Here is an 18896-nt window from a genome sequence, read left to right on the forward strand (position 1 = left end):
TCAGGCCTCGTCGGTCGGCGTCTCACCCGGCGACTGCGGGGTGTTCAGCGGCTGGTAGTCGCCGCGGACGTTGAGCTTCACGTGGCCGTTTATCTCGGCTTCCGCCTCGCTGTCGCCCCGGCGGTCGGTCGTCCGGGTGTCGACGTTGACCTTGTGGTAGTTGCCGCCCAGGTTGATGCCGAACAGTTTGCCGGTGAGGTTGCCGAAGCCGCCGAACCCGCCGGAGGTGGTCGTCGTCTCCGTGTCGAGCTGGGTGAACAGCTGGCTGGCCTCCGTGCGGAACTCCAGGTCCGTCTCGATGGTGCCGTCCTCGACGACGAGGCGGACGACGCCCTGGTTCACGATTTCGCGCATCGCCGCCATCCGCGGGCGGGCTATCTGCCGGCGCGTCACGTCGCGGATGGTCACCACGTCCTCCTCGTCGAGGCCGCCGTCGTCGGGCAACTCGACGCCCATGTCGCTCGCCGTGTCGCCCAGCAGGGTGTCGAGACGGGTCGCCGCCGTCTCCGAGAGGTCGCCCGGGTCGCCGGGCGTCCCGACGACCGACCCCTTCCCGTCGGGGTTCGGGAACGTGCTCGTCAGCCACGCGTCGACCTCGTCCGTGGCGACGTTCTCCGCCTCGAACTGGTCGACGGTCATCGCCACCTTCTCCAGCAGGTCGGCGTACGACTCCTGCTGGCGTATCATCGACGACACCACCGCGTCGAACGTGTCGGTGATGAGCTTCTGGGTGAACTCCGGGTAGCCTATCTCGTCGAGGCGCGCTATCTGGTCGACGGCGTCGCCCGTCTCGGGTGATGAACTCATAACTCCGACAGTTGAATTATCTTCCATCGATATAGCATTTTTTAGCAAACCCGGCCGAGGTTTACGACCCGGAAACGGGCCAGTTACAGCCTGCTACCACCAATTTCGTTCCGCTCGTTATCCCGGTATCTACGTTTCGGGACGTTTCGCGTACACGCACGGGTGGTGCGGGCCAGTCCACGGTTCGTCGGGGGCGTCCACCGCGTCCCAGTAGTCGTGGACCGGGGCGTCGAGCGCGGCTTCGACGTCCTCCCGGGTGAGGACGCTCTCGCCGGACAGCACCAGCGCGAACCGCTCGCGCCCGTCGTCGTCGAGGTCGTCGGCGTACTGCTCGCGGGTGGCGGGGTTCGGGTAGTCGAACACGAGGTGGCCGCCCGGTGCCGTCGCCGCGAACAGCGCGGACAGCGCCGCCTCCACGTCGCGGACGTAGTGGAGCGTCGCGTAGCAGTAGACCACGTCGAACCGCCGCCCGGGATCGAACGCCGGGAGCGCCGCCGTCTCGAACGTGGCGTCGACGCCCGCCTCGCGGACCGCCGCACGGGCCTGCTCGACGGCGCTGTCGGCGGCGTCGTAGCCGTACACGTCGGCGGGGTGCCGCCGTGCGACGGCGAGGGGCACCGCTCCGGGGCCACAGCCGACCGACGCGAACGAGTCGGGGACGCCCACGCGCTCGAAGAACCGGTCCAGCAGGTCGGCCTTCCCGAACTGGCCGACTGCGGCCGACGCGCGGCGGTCACCCTCCGCGTCGGTCCAGAACCGGTTCCAGTCGATGGTGTCGTCGTGGGTCACGCTGTCGCCTCCTCGTCGGGTTTCGGCACGTACACCAGCGGCGCGTGGTGCCACGCCCACTGGACGTCGGGGCGCTCGACCACTTCGAAGGCGTCCCGGGGTTCGACGCCGAGCGTCGCCTCGATGCGCGCCTCCGAGAGCACGCTGTCGCCGTCCAGCAACGCCTCGAACCGGTCGGTGTACTGCTCGGGGTCGAACACGAACGCGCGGTCCGCATTCGCCTCGGGGTCCTCGGCCGACTCCAGACAGTACTCGCGGCCGGCCTCGTTGAGGTAGTTGAACAGGAGCGCGCCGCCGGGTTCCACGGCGGCGTAGAGGTTCCGGAGCGCCCGCTCCACGTCGCGGACGTACTGGAGCGTGAAGTACGAGAACACGACGTCGAACTGCCGGTCGGGGTCGAACGCGGGCAGGGTCGCCTCCTCGAACCGGGCGTTGTTGACGCCCGCCTCCCGGGCGCGCTCGCGGTTCTCCGCCAGCACGGGCGGGGCGGCGTCGTAACCGACGACGCTCACCTCGGGGTGAGCCTCCGCGACGGCGAACGTCGCCGCGCCCGCGCCACACCCCACGTCCGCGACGCTGTCTGCGCCCGTCTCGGCGACGAAATCCGCGAGCACGCCGCCCGCGTGGTGGGCGGCCGGACTCGCCTCGCCGCGCTCTTGGTCGTCCGCGTCGTCCCAGTAGTCGTCCCAGTCGATGGTCCCGTCGTAGTCGGTGTCTGTCATGTAATTTCTCGTATGGCTCTGGCGGTTCGGCGGACCCGTGGCTGGTCGCCGGCCGGTGCGTGGGTCGGAATCGGAGGGGCTGGGCTCGTTGACGGCTCCCGAGCGTTGTGACTGCTCGTGCAAAAAGTTGTCGGAGATATTTACTTTACCGCTTACTTACTATTTCGGCCGCCGGGGATTTAGTTCTTGTGTCGGCGGGGGCGTCCTCCGGTCGCGACGCGTTCCCACGCAAGCGAACCCTTTTTGCGCGGACCCGCCCGAGTTGGGGCCGAAATGCCCGGAGACGACCACCGCGAGGAGGGTGACTCCTTCCCCGAGCGGACGAACCTCGTCGCGGACGAGGGTGGCGTCCGGACCGATGGGGGAAGCGCAGCAGGGGCCGACGACGTCGCCCTCGACCCGTGGGGGTCGGCGACCGTCTCCAACTACCGGAACCTGTTCGAGGAGTTCGGCATCGAGGAGTTCGACCATATCCTCGACGAGGTGCCGAACCCCCACTACCTGATGCGCCGGGGCGTCATCTTCGGCCACCGGGACTACTCGGCGGTGGCCGAGCGACTGCGCGAGGGCGGCGACGCCGCGGTGCTGTCGGGGTTCATGCCCACCGGCGACCCCCACATCGGCCACAAGATGGTGTTCGACGAGATAATCTGGCACCAAAAGCAGGGCGCGGACGCGTACGGCCTCATCGCGGACCTGGAGGCCCACGCCGCCCGCGGCCTCTCGTGGGCCGAAATCGACGAGCACTCCCGGGACTACCTGCTGAGCCTGCTCGCGCTCGGCTTCGACCCCGAGGAGGGCGAGTTGTACCGCCAGTCGACGAACCGGGAGGTGCAGGACCTCGCCTTTGAACTCGGCGCGAAGGCGAACTTCTCGGAGTTCGAGGCCATCTACGGCTTCGACGGCGAGACCGACGTCTCGCACATGCAGTCGGTCGTCACGCAGATGGCCGACATCCTCTATCCGCAGCTGGACGAACCGAAACCGACCGTCATCCCGGTCGGCCCGGACCAGGACCCGCACGTCCGACTGGCCCGTGACCTCGCCGCCCGGATGCGGTTCTTCAAGGTGACCGAGGCGTTCGCCAGTTTCGAGGCGACGCCCGCGGAGCGGAGCCTGATGCGCGAGGCGTACGAGGCGCTCGGCGGCGCCGACGCCGACGTGCGCTGTGAGGCGGCGGCCGACCACCTCCGCGCGGACCACGCCGGCGAGGTGGGCGCGGAGGGGGCCATCGAGAAGCTCGCCAACGCGGGGAAGGAGCCGCTCCGCCCCCGGATTCGCTTCCTCGACCGCAACGCCACATCCGAGGCGTTCGACGCGCTCATCGCGGCCGTCGACGGCGAGAAGCGCGTGTTCGACGAGCACGTCGACGCCTTTGACCTGACGCACGACGAAGCGGAGGAGCTCGCCCGCGAGGTGGAGGTCGACAACGGCGGCTACGGTTTCTACCCGCCCTCCTCCATCTACCACCGGTTCATGACCGGGCTGACGGGCGGCAAGATGTCGTCGTCCGTCCCGGCGAGCCACATCAGCCTGCTCGACGACCCCGAGGAGGGGTACGACAAGGTGAAAGCCGCCACGACGGGCGGCCGCGAGACGGCCGAGGAACAGCGACGGCTCGGCGGGAAGGCCGACGAGTGTCCCGTCTACGAGCTGTACGCCTACCTGCTGGCGGGCGACGACGACGAGTTCGCCACCGAGGTGTACGAGGAGTGCGTCGGCGGCGAGCGGCTCTGTGGCGGCTGTAAGGAGCAGGCCGCCGAGTTGATGGAGGAGTTCCTCGCGGACCACCAGGAGAAGCGCGAGGAGATGGAGGAAGTGCTCGACGAGGTGGACATCGAACTCGAGAGTCCGCGCCGCCGGGGGTAGGTTCAAGCCGCTCGACCCGCTGGCTCGGGCATGCACGTCGTGGTCTGTGGCGGCGGCATCGTCGGCCTCGCGTCCGCGTACTACCTCGCCGAGCGGGGCGTCGACGTGACGGTCTGTGAGGCCGGCGCGCTCGGGAGCGGCAACACCGACCGCTCGGCGGGCGGCATCCGCGCGCAGTTCTCCACCCGCGTCAACGTCGACCTCTCGCTGGCGTCGCTCGACGTCTGGACATCGTTCGAGGAGCGGTTCGGCGTCGACATCACCCACCGACAGACGGGCTACCTCTTTGCCGCCCGCGAGGAATCGACCGCCGAGACCCTGCGGGCGTCGGCCGCGATGCAACGCGAGGCCGGCGTACCGACGGAGGTGCTCGACCCCGCGGCGGCCCGGGACCACTGCCCCGAACTCCACGCCGACCGCTACCGGGTGGCGACGTACGCGCCGACCGACGGGTTCGCCGACCCGCACCTCGCCCTGCAGGGGTTCTCGCAGGCGGCTCGCGAGGCGGGCGCAACGATTCGGACCCACACGCCGGTCACGGGCGTCGACATCGAGGGCGGCGACGACGGTGGCCCCGCGGACGTCCGGGTCGAGACGCCCGACGGCGCGCTCGACGCCGACTTCGTGGTCAACGCCGCGGGCGCGTGGGCGCGACGGGTCGGCCGGATGATGAGCGTCGACCTGCCTGTCTCGCCGCGCCGTCGACAGGTGGCGGTGGTCGACCCCGAGACGCCCGTTCCCGAATCCGTGCCGTTGACCATCGACCTGGATTCGGGGTCGTACTTCCGCCCCGAGCGGGAGGGACAGGCCATCGTCGGCGGCCACTTCTCGGACGCGGACCCCGAGGCCGACCCCGACGACTACGACACGGGGATGGACCTCGACTGGGCGGCCACCGCCGTCGAGCGCGCCGGCGAGACGGCCGGCTACTTCGGCCCCGACGCGGGCGTCGTCCGCGGGTGGGCCGGCCTCTATGCGGTGACCCCGGACCACCACCCCATAATCGAGGTGTCGCGCCCCGGCGTGGTGACCGCCGCGGGGTTCTCCGGTCATGGGTTCCAGCACGCGCCCGCGACGGGGCAGGTGGTCGCGCAACTCTGCTGTGACGGCGCGGCGTCGCTCGTGGACGTGTCGGGGCTCGGTCGCGGGCGGTTCGACGCCGGCGAGGGCCGCGAGGAGTCCCACGTCGCCTGAGCCTGCGGGGCCGGCGCAACGCTTTTGCGCTGGCTGGCCCTGCTCCCGGGTATGGCATCCGACTCCCCTGCCGGTGGTAGCGTCCGTCGAGCGACCGACAGCCCGGGAGTCGGCTTCTTCTTCGCGGTCCGGTAGCGCGGGTGGACCGGGACGGCCGCGAGAGCGCCCCGTCGCGTGAAACCCCGCCGTTGCGGAGTCGGAACCGTTACCTGACCGTCCGGCACACACCCACACAATGAAACTCCCGGAGACGCAGGTCGCGCTGCTTGAAGCCGCGAGCGCGACCGACACGAAAACGATAGCACAGCTAGCCGACGAAACGGGTGAGAAACCCGAGTCGCTCACCCGCGCGGCGTTCGAACTCGACGACAGGGGCCTCCTCGACGTCGACGAGTACGAGGCCGAGGACGTCACCCTCAGTGAGGAAGGCGAACGGTACCGGAGCGAGGGCCTCCCCGAACTGCGCCTCTACCGGGCCGCGGTCGAGGCCGGCGCCGACGAGGGCCCGGTATCGATGGGCGAGGTCATCGGCGCGTCGGGCCTCGACGGCCCGGCCGTCGACATCGCACTGTCGAACTTCGCCCGCAAGGGGTTCGGCTCCATCGACAGCGGCGAGATACTCGCGGACCGCGAGGGCGGCCCCGACGTGGACCCCGACGAGGACCCCGAGGCCGAGGCGCTCGACGCCATCGCGGACGGCAACGCGGGCTACCTCGACTCGGGCGTGCTCGACCGCCTCGTCGACCGCGGCCTCGTGGAGCGGTCGGCCACGACCGTTCGCTCCGTCACGCTCACCGACGACGGCGTCACCGCGCTGATGGAGGGCGTCGAGACGGCCGAGACGGTCGGGCAGGTGACGCCCGAACTCCTGACGAGCGGCGACTGGGAGGATGTCGAGTTCGCCGAATACAACGTCGAGGCCGACGCTGAGGACGTGGTCGGCGGCAAGACCCACATCCTCCGGCAGACCGCCGAGCGCGTGAAGGACACGCTCGTCGGGATGGGGTTTCAGGAGATGGAGGGACCCCACGCCGACGCGGAGTTCTGGATCAACGACTGCCTGTTCATGCCACAGGACCACCCCGCGCGGACTCACTGGGACCAGTTCGCGCTCGACGTGCCGCCGATGAAAGACCTGCCCGAGGACCTCGTCGAGCGGGTTCGGTCGGCGCATCTGGACGGCGTCGGGCCGGACGGCGACGGCTACCACTCGCCGTGGACCGAGGAGGTCGCCCGCGGGGTCGACCTGCGGGGCCACACCACCTCGCTGTCGATGCGGTACCTATCGGGCCACGAAATCGGCGAACTCGACCCGCCCGAGCGGTTCTTCTCCGTCGAGAAGGTGTACCGGAACGACACGCTCGACCCGACGCACCTGCTGGAGTTCTTCCAGATAGAGGGGTGGGTGATGGCCGAGGACCTGTCGGTGCGTGACCTGATGGGCACGTTCGAGGAGTTCTACGCGCAGTTCGGCATCACCGACATCGAGTTCAAACCCCACTACAACCCGTACACCGAGCCCTCGTTCGAACTGTTCGGCACCCACCCGGAGACGGGCGAGTTGGTCGAAATCGGCAACAGCGGCATCTTCCGCGCGGAGGTGCTGGAGCCGCTCGGCGTCGACTGTGACGTGATGGCGTGGGGGCTCGCGCTGGAGCGCCTGCTCATGCTGATGTACGGCTTCGAGGACATCCGCGACGTCCACGGGACGCTGTGTGACCTCGACCTGCTGCGGAACGTGGAGGTGGTGCACTGATGCCCGTCGTCGACGTCGACCCCGACGAACTCCGCCAGCTGACCGGCCACGACGAGAAGGGCGACCAGGAGTTGAAGGACGACCTGTTCGCGCTCGGCCTGGAGTTCGAGGGCGAGACCGAGGACGGCGAGTTCCAACTGGAGTTCGCTCCCGACCGGCTTGACCGCCTCTCCGTCGAAGGGGTCGCCCGCTCGCTCCGCTACCAGTACGGCGACGACCGCGGCGTGTACGTCCCGAAGACGAACGACGCCGAGTGGGTCGTCGAGGTGGAGGACGTGCCCGAGGAGCGCCCGTACGTCACCGCCGCTGTCGTCCGGGGCGTCGATATGACCGAGGAGAAACTGGAGTCGCTCATCCAGTTGCAGGAGAAACTCCACGCGACGATGGGCCGCAAGCGCGCGAAGGGGGCCATCGGCGTTCACGACCTCGCTATGCTCAAAGGTCGGAGCGCGGGCGACGACCGCGAGAAGACCATCACCTACACCGGCATCGACCCCGACGGCGACCGGTTCGTCCCGCTCGATTCGAACAGCGAGATGACGCCCGCGGAGGTGCTCGCGGAGCACCCGACCGGCGAGACGTACGCCGACCTCGTCGCCGACTACGACCGCTATCCGGCCATCTACGACGACGTGGGGCTGTTCTCGTTCCCGCCGGTCATCAACGGCAAGCGGACGGAGGTGGACGAGGGCTCCCGGGACCTGTTCGTCGAGATGACGGGCACCGACCAGTGGACCATCGACAAGATGCTCAACATCGTCTGCTACGCCCTCGACGCCCGCGGCGGGCGCGTCGAGGACGTGCGTGTCGAGTACCCCGACGGCGAGGCGATTCGCCCGGACCTCTCGACGAGCACGAAGACGGTCACCCACGAGCGCATCGAGTCGGTGCTGGGCATCGACATCGCCGGCGAGGACGTCCTCGACCTGTTCGAGCGCTCCGGGCTAGACGCGGACTCGGAGGACGGCGACGAACTCGCTTACGAGGTGGAGATACCGCCGTACCGCGTCGACGTACTCCACCCGATGGACCTCGTCGACGACGTGGGCCGCGCCTACGGGTTCAACGACCTCGACCCCCGCTACCCGGACGTGTCGACGGTCGGCGGCCGCCACGAGCGGTCGAACCTGGAGCGGGCGGCCCGCGAGACGCTGGTCGGCCTCGGCTTCGAGGACCTGCTGAACTTCCACATGATAAACGAGGCCGAAAACTACGAGCGGATGGCCGTGGCGCCCGAAGCCGACGTCGTGGGCGGCGGTGACCCCGTCACCATCACCGAACCGTACAGCGAGGACTACACCATGTTGCGGACGTGGGCGCTCCCGTCGCTGTTGATGGTGCTGGAGAACAACACCCACCGCGCGTACCCGCAGGACCTCGCCGAAATCGGTCTCGCCGCGGAACGCGACGACGCCGAGGACACGAGCGTCGCGGAACACCGTACGGTTGCGGGCGTGCTCGCCCGCACGGACGCCTCCTACGAGGACGCGAAGGCCCGCCTGCAGGCGGTCGCGCGCGCGTTCGGCGCCGAGTTGGAGACGCCCGCGACCGAGCACCCGACGTTCATCGACGGGCGCGCGGCCGAGGTGGTGCTCGACGGCGACTCGGTGGGCGTCGTCGGTGAGGTCCATCCGAAGGTGCTGGTGGAACACGACCTCGAACTCCCGGTGGCGGCGTTCGAGTTCCGCCTCGACGCGCTGGAGTAGGCCGTTCGAAGCCGATTTTCGGTCTGCTGGACTCGCCGCTCCGGAAGCCCTCGACCGCTCGACTCTCGCGCCTCGCTGCGCGCTTCGTCGAGCGTTCTCGCCCGGCCAGTCCGCCAGGGTGTGAAACCCAGTCGCGCGTCAGAGGTCCGCGCCGATGGCCTCCTCGATAGAGTCGAAGCCGTCGCGTTCGAGCAGACGGAGCAAGCCCTCGTTGATGTCGCGGGCGATGGACGGCCCCTCGTAGACGAGCCCCGTGTACAGCTGGACGACGCTGGCGCCGTTGCGTATCTTCTCGTAGGCGCCGCGGGCGTCCGAGACGCCGCCGACGCCGACGACGGGCACGTCCGTCCGCTCGGCGACGAACCGGACCATCCCCGTCGCGGTGTCCTCGATGGGTTTCCCGGAGAGGCCGCCCTCCTCGTCGGCGTTGGGCGAACGGAGCGAGTCGGGGCGGTCGGTGGAGGTGTTGGTGGCGATGACGCCGTCGAGGCCGAGGTCGTCGACTACGCCGAGCGACTCCTCGACGGCCGCGTCGGGGAGGTTCGGGGAGAGTTTGACGAGAAGCGGGGAGGCGCCGGCATCCTGCAGAGTGCCGAGGATGCGTTCGAGCGCCTCGCGGTTCTGCAACTCGCGGAGGCCGGGCGTGTTCGGCGAGGAGACGTTGACGACGAAGTAGTCGCCGCCCTCGCGCACGCGCTCGTACGTGTAGAGGTAATCGTCCTCCGCGGCGTCGAGGGGCGCGGACTTCGATTTCCCGATGTTGACGCCCAGCGGCACGGGGCAGTCGGTGGCCGCGAGTCGGTCGCCCACGACGTCGGCGCCGTGGTTGTTGAACCCCATGCGGTTGACGAGGGCGTCGTCCTCGCGGAGGCGGAACATCCGCGGGCGGGGGTTGCCCTGCTGGGGCTGGGCGGTGACGCCTCCGACCTCGACGTGGCCGAACCCGAGCGCCGCGAGCACGTTCGGTATCTCGGCGTTCTTGTCGAAGCCGGCGGCGACGCCGACCGGATTCGGGAACGACTGGCCAAACGCCGTCGTTTCGAGTCGAGCGTCCGCGACGACGTAGCGGTCCCGGAGCCACGACTCGACGGGCGTGTCCTGTGCGAGTCGGAGCGCCGCGTGGCCGAGCCCGTGGGCGGTCTCGGCCGGCAACGAGAACAGCAGGGGTTTCGCCGCGTCGTAGGCGTTCATCGGCCTAGGCGGGTCGGCGAACGCGCAAAAGCGATGCGGTCGGCGCGTGGGGGCTCAGAACTCGTGTTCGACCTCGTCGGGGTCGGCTTTCTGGATGATGATCTTGCCGTCGCGGACTCGAACGAACACCTCGTCGCCGATCTCCATGCCGGCGACGGCGAGTTCGTCCTCGTGGAGGTTCACGTGGACGTTGTGGTACTCGCCGTTCTCGTCTTTCGCGCCACTGGGGCTGAGCTTCTTCTTTCGCACCATCGCGCTGGTGTTCGTCGTTTCGCCACACGAGATACATAAGTGTACCGTGCCAGGAGCGGCGTGCGACCCGCGCGCGAGGCAGTCAGCCCACGGTTTCGCACGGCTTCACGGGTCGAGCGTCGTGATTCCGGCCGGTGAAACAGGTCTGCTTATAAATCAATCGGCCGTCGTCTCCCGGTTTGGGGGATATATTTATAACGAACCCTGTTCACCAGTGGCATGGAGGCGAACAACGATGGCATCCGACGACGACAAGCGTAACTTCGCACTGCGTGACGCAACGGGCAACGAGACGAGCGTGTTTTCGGGGCGGACTCCCCGACAGGCGGCGCTGAAGGCGGCCCGGCGACTCGACCCGGCCGACAGCGAGCAACACGCCGAACACCAGGAGCTCAGGCTCCGCGAGAAAGGGACCAAGAAGGTCCACATCTACGACGGCTGGGCGTGGAACGAGGACGCCCCCGACGACAAGCCCGACTGGATGCCCGACGAAATCACCGAGGCCAACGTGAAGAAGAAGGGCATCGAGCACCTCGACGAGATCTAACCGCCGACTCCCCATTTTCGGTCGCTCGCGTCGACAGCGGCGCACCCCGGTCCGCGTGGATGCCGAACCCTCTTTGTCCTCTCTCGCGTATGCGCGACCGCGCGGCCCTCATCCGACCGGACCGAGCGTGCGAGCGCGGGATGACGGCTCGACCTCCAGCCGCGCGACATTCCCCGACCGGGAGCCCCCGGCACGCGCGCTGGTACCGTGGTGACGCTCCCCATGAAACCGCATCACGGGGCGGGGACAGAACGACGGGCTTAAGATAATCACTCCCATCGACTGGAATGCGAACGACGTGGGGCACGACGCCCCCCCGGACGCCGTCTCGGCGTCCCGCGTCCTGACTCCGTCGGGGCGCGAAGCACGATTCGACGCCCTTATCCGTCACAGGGCACTCGGAACGAGACACGCGCCTCCCGCCGTCCCGGCGGGGGCCAATCCGATGCCCTTATACGTGACAGGGTGCTCGGATTCAAATACGCGCTTCCGGGGTCATCCCGGGGACGGCGCGAGGACGAATCCGACGCCCTTAAGTGCAACAGGGTGTTCGGATGGAATGCACACAGCGTGACTGGGTCCGGCCTTCGACGGTCGGCCCGTCGCGGACCTCGAATGCACTTCGGTGGGTTTATGACCCGTCTCGGTGTACGTTGAGGTCCCGAAGGAAATGAGGATTCGACCCCTGCGGTCCGCCGTACAGATCGAATCTGATGTTAGCCCTGGTAGTTCGGTGACACCCGGTATGGGTGTCGCCGATGCCAACCCACGATAGCAGAGGTACACACTCTTCGAGTGTGTCCCGCCAAGCCCCCCTCGGCCTCGCCGAGGGACCATTCCGGTTGATCCTGCCGGAGGCTATTGCTATCGGTGTCCGATTTAGCCATGCGAGTTGTACGTCTAACGTAGCAAACCGCTCAGTAACACGTGGCCAAACTGCCCTACGGACTGGGATAACCTCGGGAAACTGAGGCTAATCCCGGATGGCGCTCCCGAGCTGGAATGCTGGGAGCGCGAAACGCTCCGGCGCCGTAGGATGTGGCTGCGGCCGATTAGGTAGACGGTGGGGTAACGGCCCACCGTGCCGATAATCGGTACGGGTCATGAAAGTGAGAGCCCGGAGACGGACTCTGAGACAAGAGTCCGGGCCCTACGGGGCGCAGCAGGCGCGAAACCTTTACACTGCACGCAAGTGCGATAGGGGGACACCGAGTGCGAGGGCATAGAGCCCTCGCTTTTCTGTACCGTAAGGCGGTACAGGAACAAGGGCTGGGCAAGACCGGTGCCAGCCGCCGCGGTAACACCGGCAGCCCGAGTGATGGCCGATATTATTGGGCCTAAAGCGTCCGTAGCTGGCCGAGTAAGTCCGTCGGGAAATCTACTGGCCTAACCAGTAGGCGTCCGGCGGAAACTGCTCGGCTTGGGACCGGAAGACCTGAGGGGTACGTCCGGGGTAGGAGTGAAATCCCGTAATCCTGGACGGACCACCGGTGGCGAAAGCGCCTCAGGAGGACGGATCCGACAGTGAGGGACGAAAGCTAGGGTCTCGAACCGGATTAGATACCCGGGTAGTCCTAGCCGTAAACGATGCTCGCTAGGTGTGGCGCAGGCTACGAGCCTGCGCTGTGCCGTAGGGAAGCCGTGAAGCGAGCCGCCTGGGAAGTACGTCCGCAAGGATGAAACTTAAAGGAATTGGCGGGGGAGCACTACAACCGGAGGAGCCTGCGGTTTAATTGGACTCAACGCCGGACATCTCACCAGCTCCGACAGCAGTTATGACGGTCAGGTTGATGACCTTACCCGACGCTGCTGAGAGGAGGTGCATGGCCGCCGTCAGCTCGTACCGTGAGGCGTCCTGTTAAGTCAGGCAACGAGCGAGACCCGCACCTCTAGTTGCCAGCAGCATCTCGCGATGGCTGGGTACACTAGGGGGACTGCCGCTGCCAAAGCGGAGGAAGGAACGGGCAACGGTAGGTCAGTATGCCCCGAATGAGCTGGGCAACACGCGGGCTACAATGGCCGGGACAATGGGATGCGACGCCGAGAGGCGAAGCTAATCTCCTAAACCCGGTCGTAGTTCGGATTGCGGGCTGAAACTCGCCCGCATGAAGCTGGATTCGGTAGTAATCGCGTGTCAGAAGCGCGCGGTGAATACGTCCCTGCTCCTTGCACACACCGCCCGTCAAATCACCCGAGTGGGGTCCGGATGAGGCCAGCATGCGCTGGTCGAATCTGGGCTCCGCAAGGGGGATTAAGTCGTAACAAGGTAGCCGTAGGGGAATCTGCGGCTGGATCACCTCCTAACGTACGGGACCGGAGCATCGCTCCGGCCCACCCGGGTTCGCATCGACGACGCCCATCCGGGCACCTTTGAACTACCAGGGCTACGGCCGCGTTCGGACTGCTCGAACACCATCGAGAGCCGTCCGGCGGGGTCGACGTTGGGCCCATAGCTCAGTGGTAGAGTGCCTCCTTTGCAAGGAGGATGCCCGGGGTTCGAATCCCCGTGGGTCCATGTCCGGGACGGAAACCGTGTCCCTTATACGGGACACCGTATTCGTTCCGTGTACGACCGATGCACCACTCCGTGTGAACGCGAGTGGGAAGGGTGGATGTACGCCACGGCGTCGCAGCCGGGTGTACGATGAAGCCGTGTGTAAGTGCGATCCAGGCGCTCACTGGACCCGTTCACTGTTCCTCAGTGATCGTGGCTACTGTGCCGCCTGGTGGATGGCTCGGCTCAGGCGCCGACGAAGGACGTGCCAAGCTGCGATAAGCCATGGGGAGCCGCACGGAGGCGAAGAACCATGGATTTCCGAATGGGAATCCCCACAGCAATTGCCTTGCGCAATGGGGAACGCCCCGAATTGAAACATCTTAGTAGGGGCAGGAAGAGAAAGCGAATGCGATGTCGTCAGTAACGGCGAGTGAACGCGACACAGTCCAAACCGAAGCCTTCGGGCAATGTGGTGTTCGGACTGGCTCTCATCGGCCGAAACTCGACGAGAAGTCTCCTGGAACGGAGCGCGATACAGGGTGACAGCCCCGTACAGTCGTGGAGTAGGTCGTGCGTCAGCTCCAGAGTACCGGGGGTTCGAAATCCCTCGGAAATATGGCAGGCATCGACTGCCAAGACTAAACACGACCTGAGACCGATAGCGAACAAGTAGCGTGAGCGAACGCTGAAAAGCACCCCGAGAAGGGAGGTGCAATAGGGCCTGAAATCAGGTGGCGATGGAGCGACGGGGCATAAAAGGCCTCTCGACGAACGACATGGGAGCGATCCCACTGTAGGACTCGAGAGGAGCCGATGTTCCGTCGTACGTTTTGAAAAACGAGCCAGGGAGTGTACCTGTTTGACGAGTCTAACTGGTGTACCCAGGAAGGCGTAGGGAAACCGACATGGCCGCAGCATTGCGAGGGCCGCCGTGTTCAAGCGCGGGGAGTCAAACGGGTACTACCCGAATCCAGATGATCTACGCGCGGGCAGGGCGAAGCGTGGCGAAAGCTACGTGGAGGCCCGTTAGGGTTGGTGTCCTACAATACCCTCCCGTGACCCGTGTGTAGGGGTGAAAGGCCCATCGAATCTGGCAACAGCTGGTTCCGACCGAAAAATGTCGAAGCATTACCTCTGCCGAGGTAGTATGTGGGGTAGAGCGACCGATTGGGGGCACCGACTCCGAGAGGAGTCGGACCTCCTGTCGAACTCCGAACTCACATACGCCGTTGACGCAGGGAGTCCGCCGTGCGGGGTAAGCCTGTACGGCGTAAGGGAGACAACCCAGAGCTGGGTTAAGGTCCCAAAATGTGGACTAAGTGCGATTGAAGGTGGTCCCGAGCCCTAGACAGCCGGGAGGTGAGCTTAGAAGCAGCTACCCTCTAAGAAAAGCGTAACAGCTTACCGGCCGAGGTTTGGGGCGCCCAAAATGATCGGGGCTCAAGTCCACTACCGAGACCTAGCCACACCCGTTACAGGGTGTTTGCGTAGGTCGGCACTCCGGTTGGGTGGAAGCTCGGGATAGATCTCGAGTGGACCGACCGGTGAAGAAAATCCTGGCCATAGTAGCAGCGATAGTCGGGTGTGAATCCTGACGGCCGAACGAGTAAGGGTTCCTCGGCAATGTTCGTCAGCCGAGGGTTAGCCGATCCTAAGTCCTGTCGTAATTCGCGCAGGACAAACGGGAAGCTGGTTAATATTCCAGCGCCGTCATACACCAAAAGCCGACGCCTTGGGGTCGACCAGCCCACGCCTTCGCGTGGGAGAACCGTCAAAGGCCGTGGAAGCCGTAATGGCACGAAGCGGACGAACGGCGGGATATCGTAAGCTGGTTCAACCTAGGGCCCGTGAAAAGGCGAGTATGACGATCGTACCGAGAACCGACACAGGTACTCGTGCCGGAGAAAGGCAAGGCCTGTCGGGATCAACCGACGTTAGGGAATTCGGCAAATTAGTCCCGTAAGTTCGCGATAAGGGATGCCTGCCCAGGAAATGGGCAGGCCGCAGTGACTCGGGCGCTCCGACTGTCTAGTAACAACATAGGTGACCGCAAATCCGAAAGGACTCGTACGGTCACTGAATCCTGCCCAGTGCGGGTATCTGAACACCCAGTACAATGGGACGAAGGACCCGTCAACGGCGGGGGTAACTATGACCCTCTTAAGGTAGCGTAGTACCTTGCCGCTTCAGTAGCGGCTTGCATGAATGGATTAACGAGAGCGCCGCTGTCCCAACGTTGGGCCCGGTGAACTGTACGTTCCAGTGCGGAGTCTGGAGACCCCCAGGGGGAAGCGAAGACCCTATGGAGCTTTACTGCAGGCTGTTGCTGGGACATGGTCGCTAATGTGCAGCATAGGTAGGAGGCGTTACAGAGGTACCCGCGCTAGCGGGCCACCCAGCCATCAGTGAAATACTACCCGTTAGTGACTGTGACCCTCACTCCGGGAGGAGGACACCAATAGCCGGGCAGTTTGACTGGGGCGGTACGCGCTCGAAACGATATCGAGCGCGCCCTAAGTCCACCTCACGCGGGTCGGGAACCCGTGGAAGAGTGCAAGAGCAAAAGGTGGATTGACAGTGTCGTTCCCAACGAGCGACGCTGACGCGAAAGCGTGGTCTAGCGAACCAATGAGCCTGCCCGATGCGGGCCATTGATGACAGAAAAGCTACCCTAGGGATAACAGAGTCGTCACGCGCAAGAGCACATATCGACCGCGTGGCTTGCTACCTCGATGTCGGTTCCCTCCATCCTGCCCGTGCAGCAGCGGGCAAGGGTGAGGTTGTTCGCCTATTAAAGGAGGTCGTGAGCTGGGTTTAGACCGTCGTGAGACAGGTCGGCTGCTATCTACTGGGGGTGTTCGGAGCCTGACGGGAACGTTCGTATAGTACGAGAGGAACTACGAATGGTGACCACTGGTGTACCGGTTGTCCGAGAGGGCACGTGCCGGGCAGCTACGTCACACGGGGTAAGAGCTGAACGCATCTAAGCTCGAAACCCACCTGGAAAAGAGGCTCCGCTGAGGTCACTCGTAGAAGACGAGATCGATAGACTCGGGGTGTACGCACCGAGGTAACGAGGTGTTCAGCCCGCGAGAACTAACGACCGAAGCCACTCAATCATCGCACTGAGACCCGTGAACGGGTCCAGGCGCAATCTGGATCGCACTTGCATACGGCCACTCCATCACCGATATTGGCATCATCACGGTTCGATTCCGTGAATCGGCGTTAAGGCGGCCACAGCGGCAGGGTCACTCCCGTACCCATCCCGAACACGGAAGATAAGCCTGCCAGCGTTCCGGCGAGTACTGGAGTACGCGAGTCTCTGGGAAATCCGGTTCGCCGCCTACCATTCATACTTCACGGCCCGAGGGGGAGTCCCCCTCGGGCCGTTTTCATTTACGTCGCGGAGTGGCAACGCTCCCGTCGTCCTGTTGTCCACATGATAAACTATACGACCGTTTTTAGTTGCATAATTTAAGTGCGACAGGTCCTACCGTCCGGGCATGACGACGACACAGTCCACGCCGCCGGCGTTCGAGGACACCGACGAACTGGACCTGATTCGGAAGACGGCTCGCGACATTGCCGCCGACTACGACGACGACTACTGGCTCGACGTGAGCGAGGGGAAGGAGCCGACCGAGTTCTGGAACGACTGTGCCGAGGCCGGCTTCCTCGGCACCGCCATCCCCGAGGAACACGGCGGCGAGGGGATGGGCTTTTGGGAACTGTCGGCCATCGTCGAGGAACTGGCGACCCACGGCTGTCTCGGCGTCGAGATGCTGTACGTCGTCACGGTCTGTTTCGGGGGTATCACCCTGACGAACTACGGGAGCGACGAACAGCAGGACGAGTGGCTCCCGCGCATCTGTGACGGCGACGCCAACTTCTGTATGGCGCTGACGGAACCCGACGCGGGTCACAACGCGCCCAACATGACCACCTCCGCCGAACAGGACGGCGACGAGTTCGTCATCGACGGGACGAAGCAGTGGATCTCCGGTGTCGAACGTGCCGACCAGATGCTGCTCGTCGCGCGCACCACGCCGAAGGAGGAGGCCCCGAAGCGCACGCAGGGGGTGACGCTGTTCCTCGTCGACCCGCAGGACGCCAACCTGGAGGCCCGCGAACTCGACGTCGGCATCCCGACGCCCGAAAAGCAGTTCGAGGTGTCGCTCGACGGCGTCCGCGTCCACGAGGACGACATCGTCGGCACGAAGGGGATGGGACTCTACCAGCTGTTCGACACGGTCAACCCCGAGCGCCTGCTGGGCGCGTCGGGCGCCATCGGCGTCGGCAAATGTGCGCTCAACCGCGCCATCGACTACGCGAACGAGCGGGAGGTGTTCGACGAGCCCATCGGCGCTCACCAGGCCGTCCAGCACCCCATCGCCGAGGACTGGTCACGGCTGGAGGCCGCGCGGATGCTCGTCCGGAAGGCCGCGTGGGCCATCGACAACGAACCGGACCCGAAAGAGCGCGCGAAGATAGCCAACATGGCGAAACTGCGTGCCAGCGAGGCGGGCCACGACGCGACGGACGTGGCGGTCCAGACCCACGGCGGGAACGGGTTCTCCCGTGATTACACGGTCATCGAGATGTGGAAGGGGACCCGTCTCGGCAAGGTCGCCCCGGGGTCGACCGAGATGATGCGCAACCACATCGCCGAGCACACGCTCGACCTGCCCCGCAGTTACGCGAACGACTAGCGCCCACGTCTCGCTTCGGGGCCCCGCCCCGGTCACTGCTCCCTCTTGCTCGGTTATCGCTACGCTTAAACGCCGGAGAACGTTACAATCGACTGCGCCAAGGTGGCAGAGTCTGGCCTTACGCGGTTGCCTGCAGAGCAACTATACGCCGGTTCAAATCCGGCCCTTGGCTCTTCTCGCCGAGCACCGCGGGGCGTGAGCGCCATCCGCCCGACACTCACCGCCGACGCATCCCGACGAAGTAGGCGGGCGTCGCACCCCACCGGCGGTCGAACCGCGTCTCGACGGCGAACACCATCTCCCACTCGCTCCCGAACCGTCGGCGGAGCTCCGCCGGCGTGAGCCCGTACACCGCCCGCGAGTCCCGTCGCGCGTCCCCGAGCGTGCAGTAGAGTCCCCCGGGTTCGACGACCGTCTCCAGTTCGTCGACGAACCGGTCGCGTTCGGCGTCCCCGAGGACGTGGAACATCGCGGAGTCGACCACCGTGCGAAACGAAAGGCCGGCGTCGGCCAGCGTCGAGAGATACAGCGCGTCCCACACGAGGAACTCGGCCGGGACGCGCCGCCAGCGGGCCTTCTCGCGGGCCTGTCGCACCGCAAGCGGCGAGAGGTCGATGCCGAGCACGCGGTGGCCGCGGCGCGCGAGGAACACCGAGAGTTCGCCGGTGCCACAGCCCACGTCGAGCACCGGGTCAGCGACGAGGCCGGCTTCCTCGAGGTGGACGAACGCCGCCTGCGGGCGGCCCACGTCCCAGTTCGGGACGCCCGCGTACGCCGCGTCGTACACCTCGGCGATGGGTCGCTCCGGGGGTGGGGTGACGCTCATCGGCGGCACCGCGACGCTCGGGTCACGC

General features: G+C 66.0%; 12 protein-coding genes, 2 tRNA genes and 3 rRNA genes. 11 read left to right on the plus strand and 6 right to left on the minus strand.

Annotated features, from left to right (window positions below):
• The 3 genes from NL112_RS05775 to NL112_RS05785 form a co-directional block, all read right to left on the minus strand.
• A complete protein-coding gene (locus NL112_RS05775) occupies window positions 1-807 on the minus strand; it encodes a hypothetical protein (RefSeq protein ID WP_255151679.1) in 807 nt (268 codons plus the stop codon).
• Between the two features lie 129 nt (window positions 808-936).
• Window positions 937-1596, minus strand: a complete 660-nt coding sequence (locus NL112_RS05780) for a class I SAM-dependent methyltransferase (RefSeq protein WP_255151680.1) — start codon at window positions 1594-1596, stop codon at window positions 937-939.
• Window positions 1593-2318: a class I SAM-dependent methyltransferase gene (locus NL112_RS05785; RefSeq protein ID WP_255151681.1), complete on the minus strand. Its 726-nt coding sequence runs from the start codon at window positions 2316-2318 to the stop codon at window positions 1593-1595. The genes NL112_RS05780 and NL112_RS05785 overlap by 4 nt, the downstream gene beginning before the upstream one ends.
• Before the next feature lie 273 nt (window positions 2319-2591).
• Here NL112_RS05785 and NL112_RS05790 point away from each other — a divergent pair, with 273 nt between their 5' ends.
• The 4 genes from NL112_RS05790 (at window position 2592) to pheT (ending at window position 8843) form a co-directional block, all read left to right on the plus strand.
• Window positions 2592-4187: a tryptophan--tRNA ligase gene (locus NL112_RS05790; protein WP_255151682.1), complete on the plus strand. Its 1596-nt coding sequence runs from the start codon at window positions 2592-2594 to the stop codon at window positions 4185-4187.
• A gap of 30 nt (window positions 4188-4217) precedes the next feature.
• The gene (locus NL112_RS05795; protein ID WP_255151683.1) at window positions 4218-5381 is read left to right on the plus strand and encodes an NAD(P)/FAD-dependent oxidoreductase; all 1164 of its coding nucleotides are present in this window, start codon (window positions 4218-4220) and stop codon (window positions 5379-5381) included.
• A gap of 235 nt (window positions 5382-5616) precedes the next feature.
• Window positions 5617-7137 carry a phenylalanine--tRNA ligase subunit alpha gene (pheS, locus tag NL112_RS05800; RefSeq protein ID WP_255151684.1) on the plus strand — a complete coding sequence of 507 codons (1521 nt, stop codon included), beginning with the start codon at window positions 5617-5619 and terminating at the stop codon, window positions 7135-7137.
• Window positions 7137-8843, plus strand: a complete 1707-nt coding sequence (gene pheT, locus NL112_RS05805; RefSeq protein WP_255151685.1) for a phenylalanine--tRNA ligase subunit beta — start codon at window positions 7137-7139, stop codon at window positions 8841-8843. The genes pheS and pheT overlap by 1 nt, the downstream gene beginning before the upstream one ends.
• Before the next feature lie 138 nt (window positions 8844-8981).
• Here the strand turns inward: pheT and NL112_RS05810 are convergent, their stop codons facing one another.
• Both NL112_RS05810 and NL112_RS05815 read right to left on the minus strand, forming a co-directional pair.
• Window positions 8982-10034 carry a quinone-dependent dihydroorotate dehydrogenase gene (locus tag NL112_RS05810; protein ID WP_255151686.1) on the minus strand — a complete coding sequence of 351 codons (1053 nt, stop codon included), beginning with the start codon at window positions 10032-10034 and terminating at the stop codon, window positions 8982-8984.
• A 54-nt stretch (window positions 10035-10088) separates the two neighbouring features.
• Window positions 10089-10286: a hypothetical protein gene (locus tag NL112_RS05815; protein ID WP_254823863.1), complete on the minus strand. Its 198-nt coding sequence runs from the start codon at window positions 10284-10286 to the stop codon at window positions 10089-10091.
• 235 nt (window positions 10287-10521) lie between these two features.
• Here NL112_RS05815 and NL112_RS05820 point away from each other — a divergent pair, with 235 nt between their 5' ends.
• The 7 genes from NL112_RS05820 (at window position 10522) to NL112_RS05850 (ending at window position 18214) form a co-directional block, all read left to right on the plus strand.
• Complete coding sequence (locus NL112_RS05820) at window positions 10522-10833, plus strand: non-histone chromosomal MC1 family protein (protein WP_255151687.1); 312 nt, start codon at window positions 10522-10524, stop codon at window positions 10831-10833.
• Between the two features lie 835 nt (window positions 10834-11668).
• Window positions 11669-13135 (plus strand): 16S ribosomal RNA (locus tag NL112_RS05825).
• 141 nt (window positions 13136-13276) lie between these two features.
• Window positions 13277-13348, plus strand: a tRNA-Ala gene (locus NL112_RS05830).
• A 187-nt stretch (window positions 13349-13535) separates the two neighbouring features.
• Window positions 13536-16448 (plus strand): 23S ribosomal RNA (locus NL112_RS05835).
• 111 nt (window positions 16449-16559) lie between these two features.
• Window positions 16560-16681: ribosomal RNA gene (gene rrf, locus NL112_RS05840) — 5S ribosomal RNA — on the plus strand.
• Together the 16S, 23S and 5S rRNA genes with 1 tRNA gene alongside form the textbook arrangement of a ribosomal RNA operon.
• Before the next feature lie 155 nt (window positions 16682-16836).
• Window positions 16837-18042 (plus strand): acyl-CoA dehydrogenase family protein, encoded by a 1206-nt coding sequence (locus tag NL112_RS05845; RefSeq protein WP_255151688.1) that lies wholly within the window; start codon window positions 16837-16839, stop codon window positions 18040-18042.
• 96 nt (window positions 18043-18138) lie between these two features.
• A tRNA-Cys gene (locus NL112_RS05850) sits at window positions 18139-18214 on the plus strand.
• Between the two features lie 45 nt (window positions 18215-18259).
• Here NL112_RS05850 and NL112_RS05855 read toward each other — a convergent pair.
• Complete coding sequence (locus NL112_RS05855; protein WP_255151689.1) at window positions 18260-18868, minus strand: class I SAM-dependent methyltransferase; 609 nt, start codon at window positions 18866-18868, stop codon at window positions 18260-18262.
• Window positions 18869-18896 lie beyond the last annotated feature (28 nt).

Origin of the sequence: Halorarius halobius (assembly GCF_024298865.1) — an archaeon.
In the GTDB taxonomy this organism is placed as follows: Archaea; Halobacteriota; Halobacteria; order Halobacteriales; family Haloarculaceae; genus Halorarius; species Halorarius halobius.

Excerpts from the sequence above, each read along its gene's own strand:
- NL112_RS05815 (WP_254823863.1), bottom strand. The coding sequence starts at position 10,286 with ATGGTGCGAAAGAAGAAGCTCAGCCCCAGTGGCGCGAAAGACGAGAAC.
- NL112_RS05820 (WP_255151687.1), top strand. The coding sequence starts at position 10,522 with ATGGCATCCGACGACGACAAGCGTAACTTCGCACTGCGTGACGCAACG.
- NL112_RS05790 (WP_255151682.1), top strand. The coding sequence starts at position 2,592 with ATGCCCGGAGACGACCACCGCGAGGAGGGTGACTCCTTCCCCGAGCGG.
- NL112_RS05855 (WP_255151689.1), bottom strand. The coding sequence starts at position 18,868 with ATGAGCGTCACCCCACCCCCGGAGCGACCCATCGCCGAGGTGTACGAC.
- NL112_RS05775 (WP_255151679.1), bottom strand. The coding sequence starts at position 807 with ATGAGTTCATCACCCGAGACGGGCGACGCCGTCGACCAGATAGCGCGC.
- NL112_RS05845 (WP_255151688.1), top strand. The coding sequence starts at position 16,837 with ATGACGACGACACAGTCCACGCCGCCGGCGTTCGAGGACACCGACGAA.
- NL112_RS05795 (WP_255151683.1), top strand. The coding sequence starts at position 4,218 with ATGCACGTCGTGGTCTGTGGCGGCGGCATCGTCGGCCTCGCGTCCGCG.
- pheS (WP_255151684.1), top strand. The coding sequence starts at position 5,617 with ATGAAACTCCCGGAGACGCAGGTCGCGCTGCTTGAAGCCGCGAGCGCG.
- NL112_RS05785 (WP_255151681.1), bottom strand. The coding sequence starts at position 2,318 with ATGACAGACACCGACTACGACGGGACCATCGACTGGGACGACTACTGG.
- pheT (WP_255151685.1), top strand. The coding sequence starts at position 7,137 with ATGCCCGTCGTCGACGTCGACCCCGACGAACTCCGCCAGCTGACCGGC.
- NL112_RS05810 (WP_255151686.1), bottom strand. The coding sequence starts at position 10,034 with ATGAACGCCTACGACGCGGCGAAACCCCTGCTGTTCTCGTTGCCGGCC.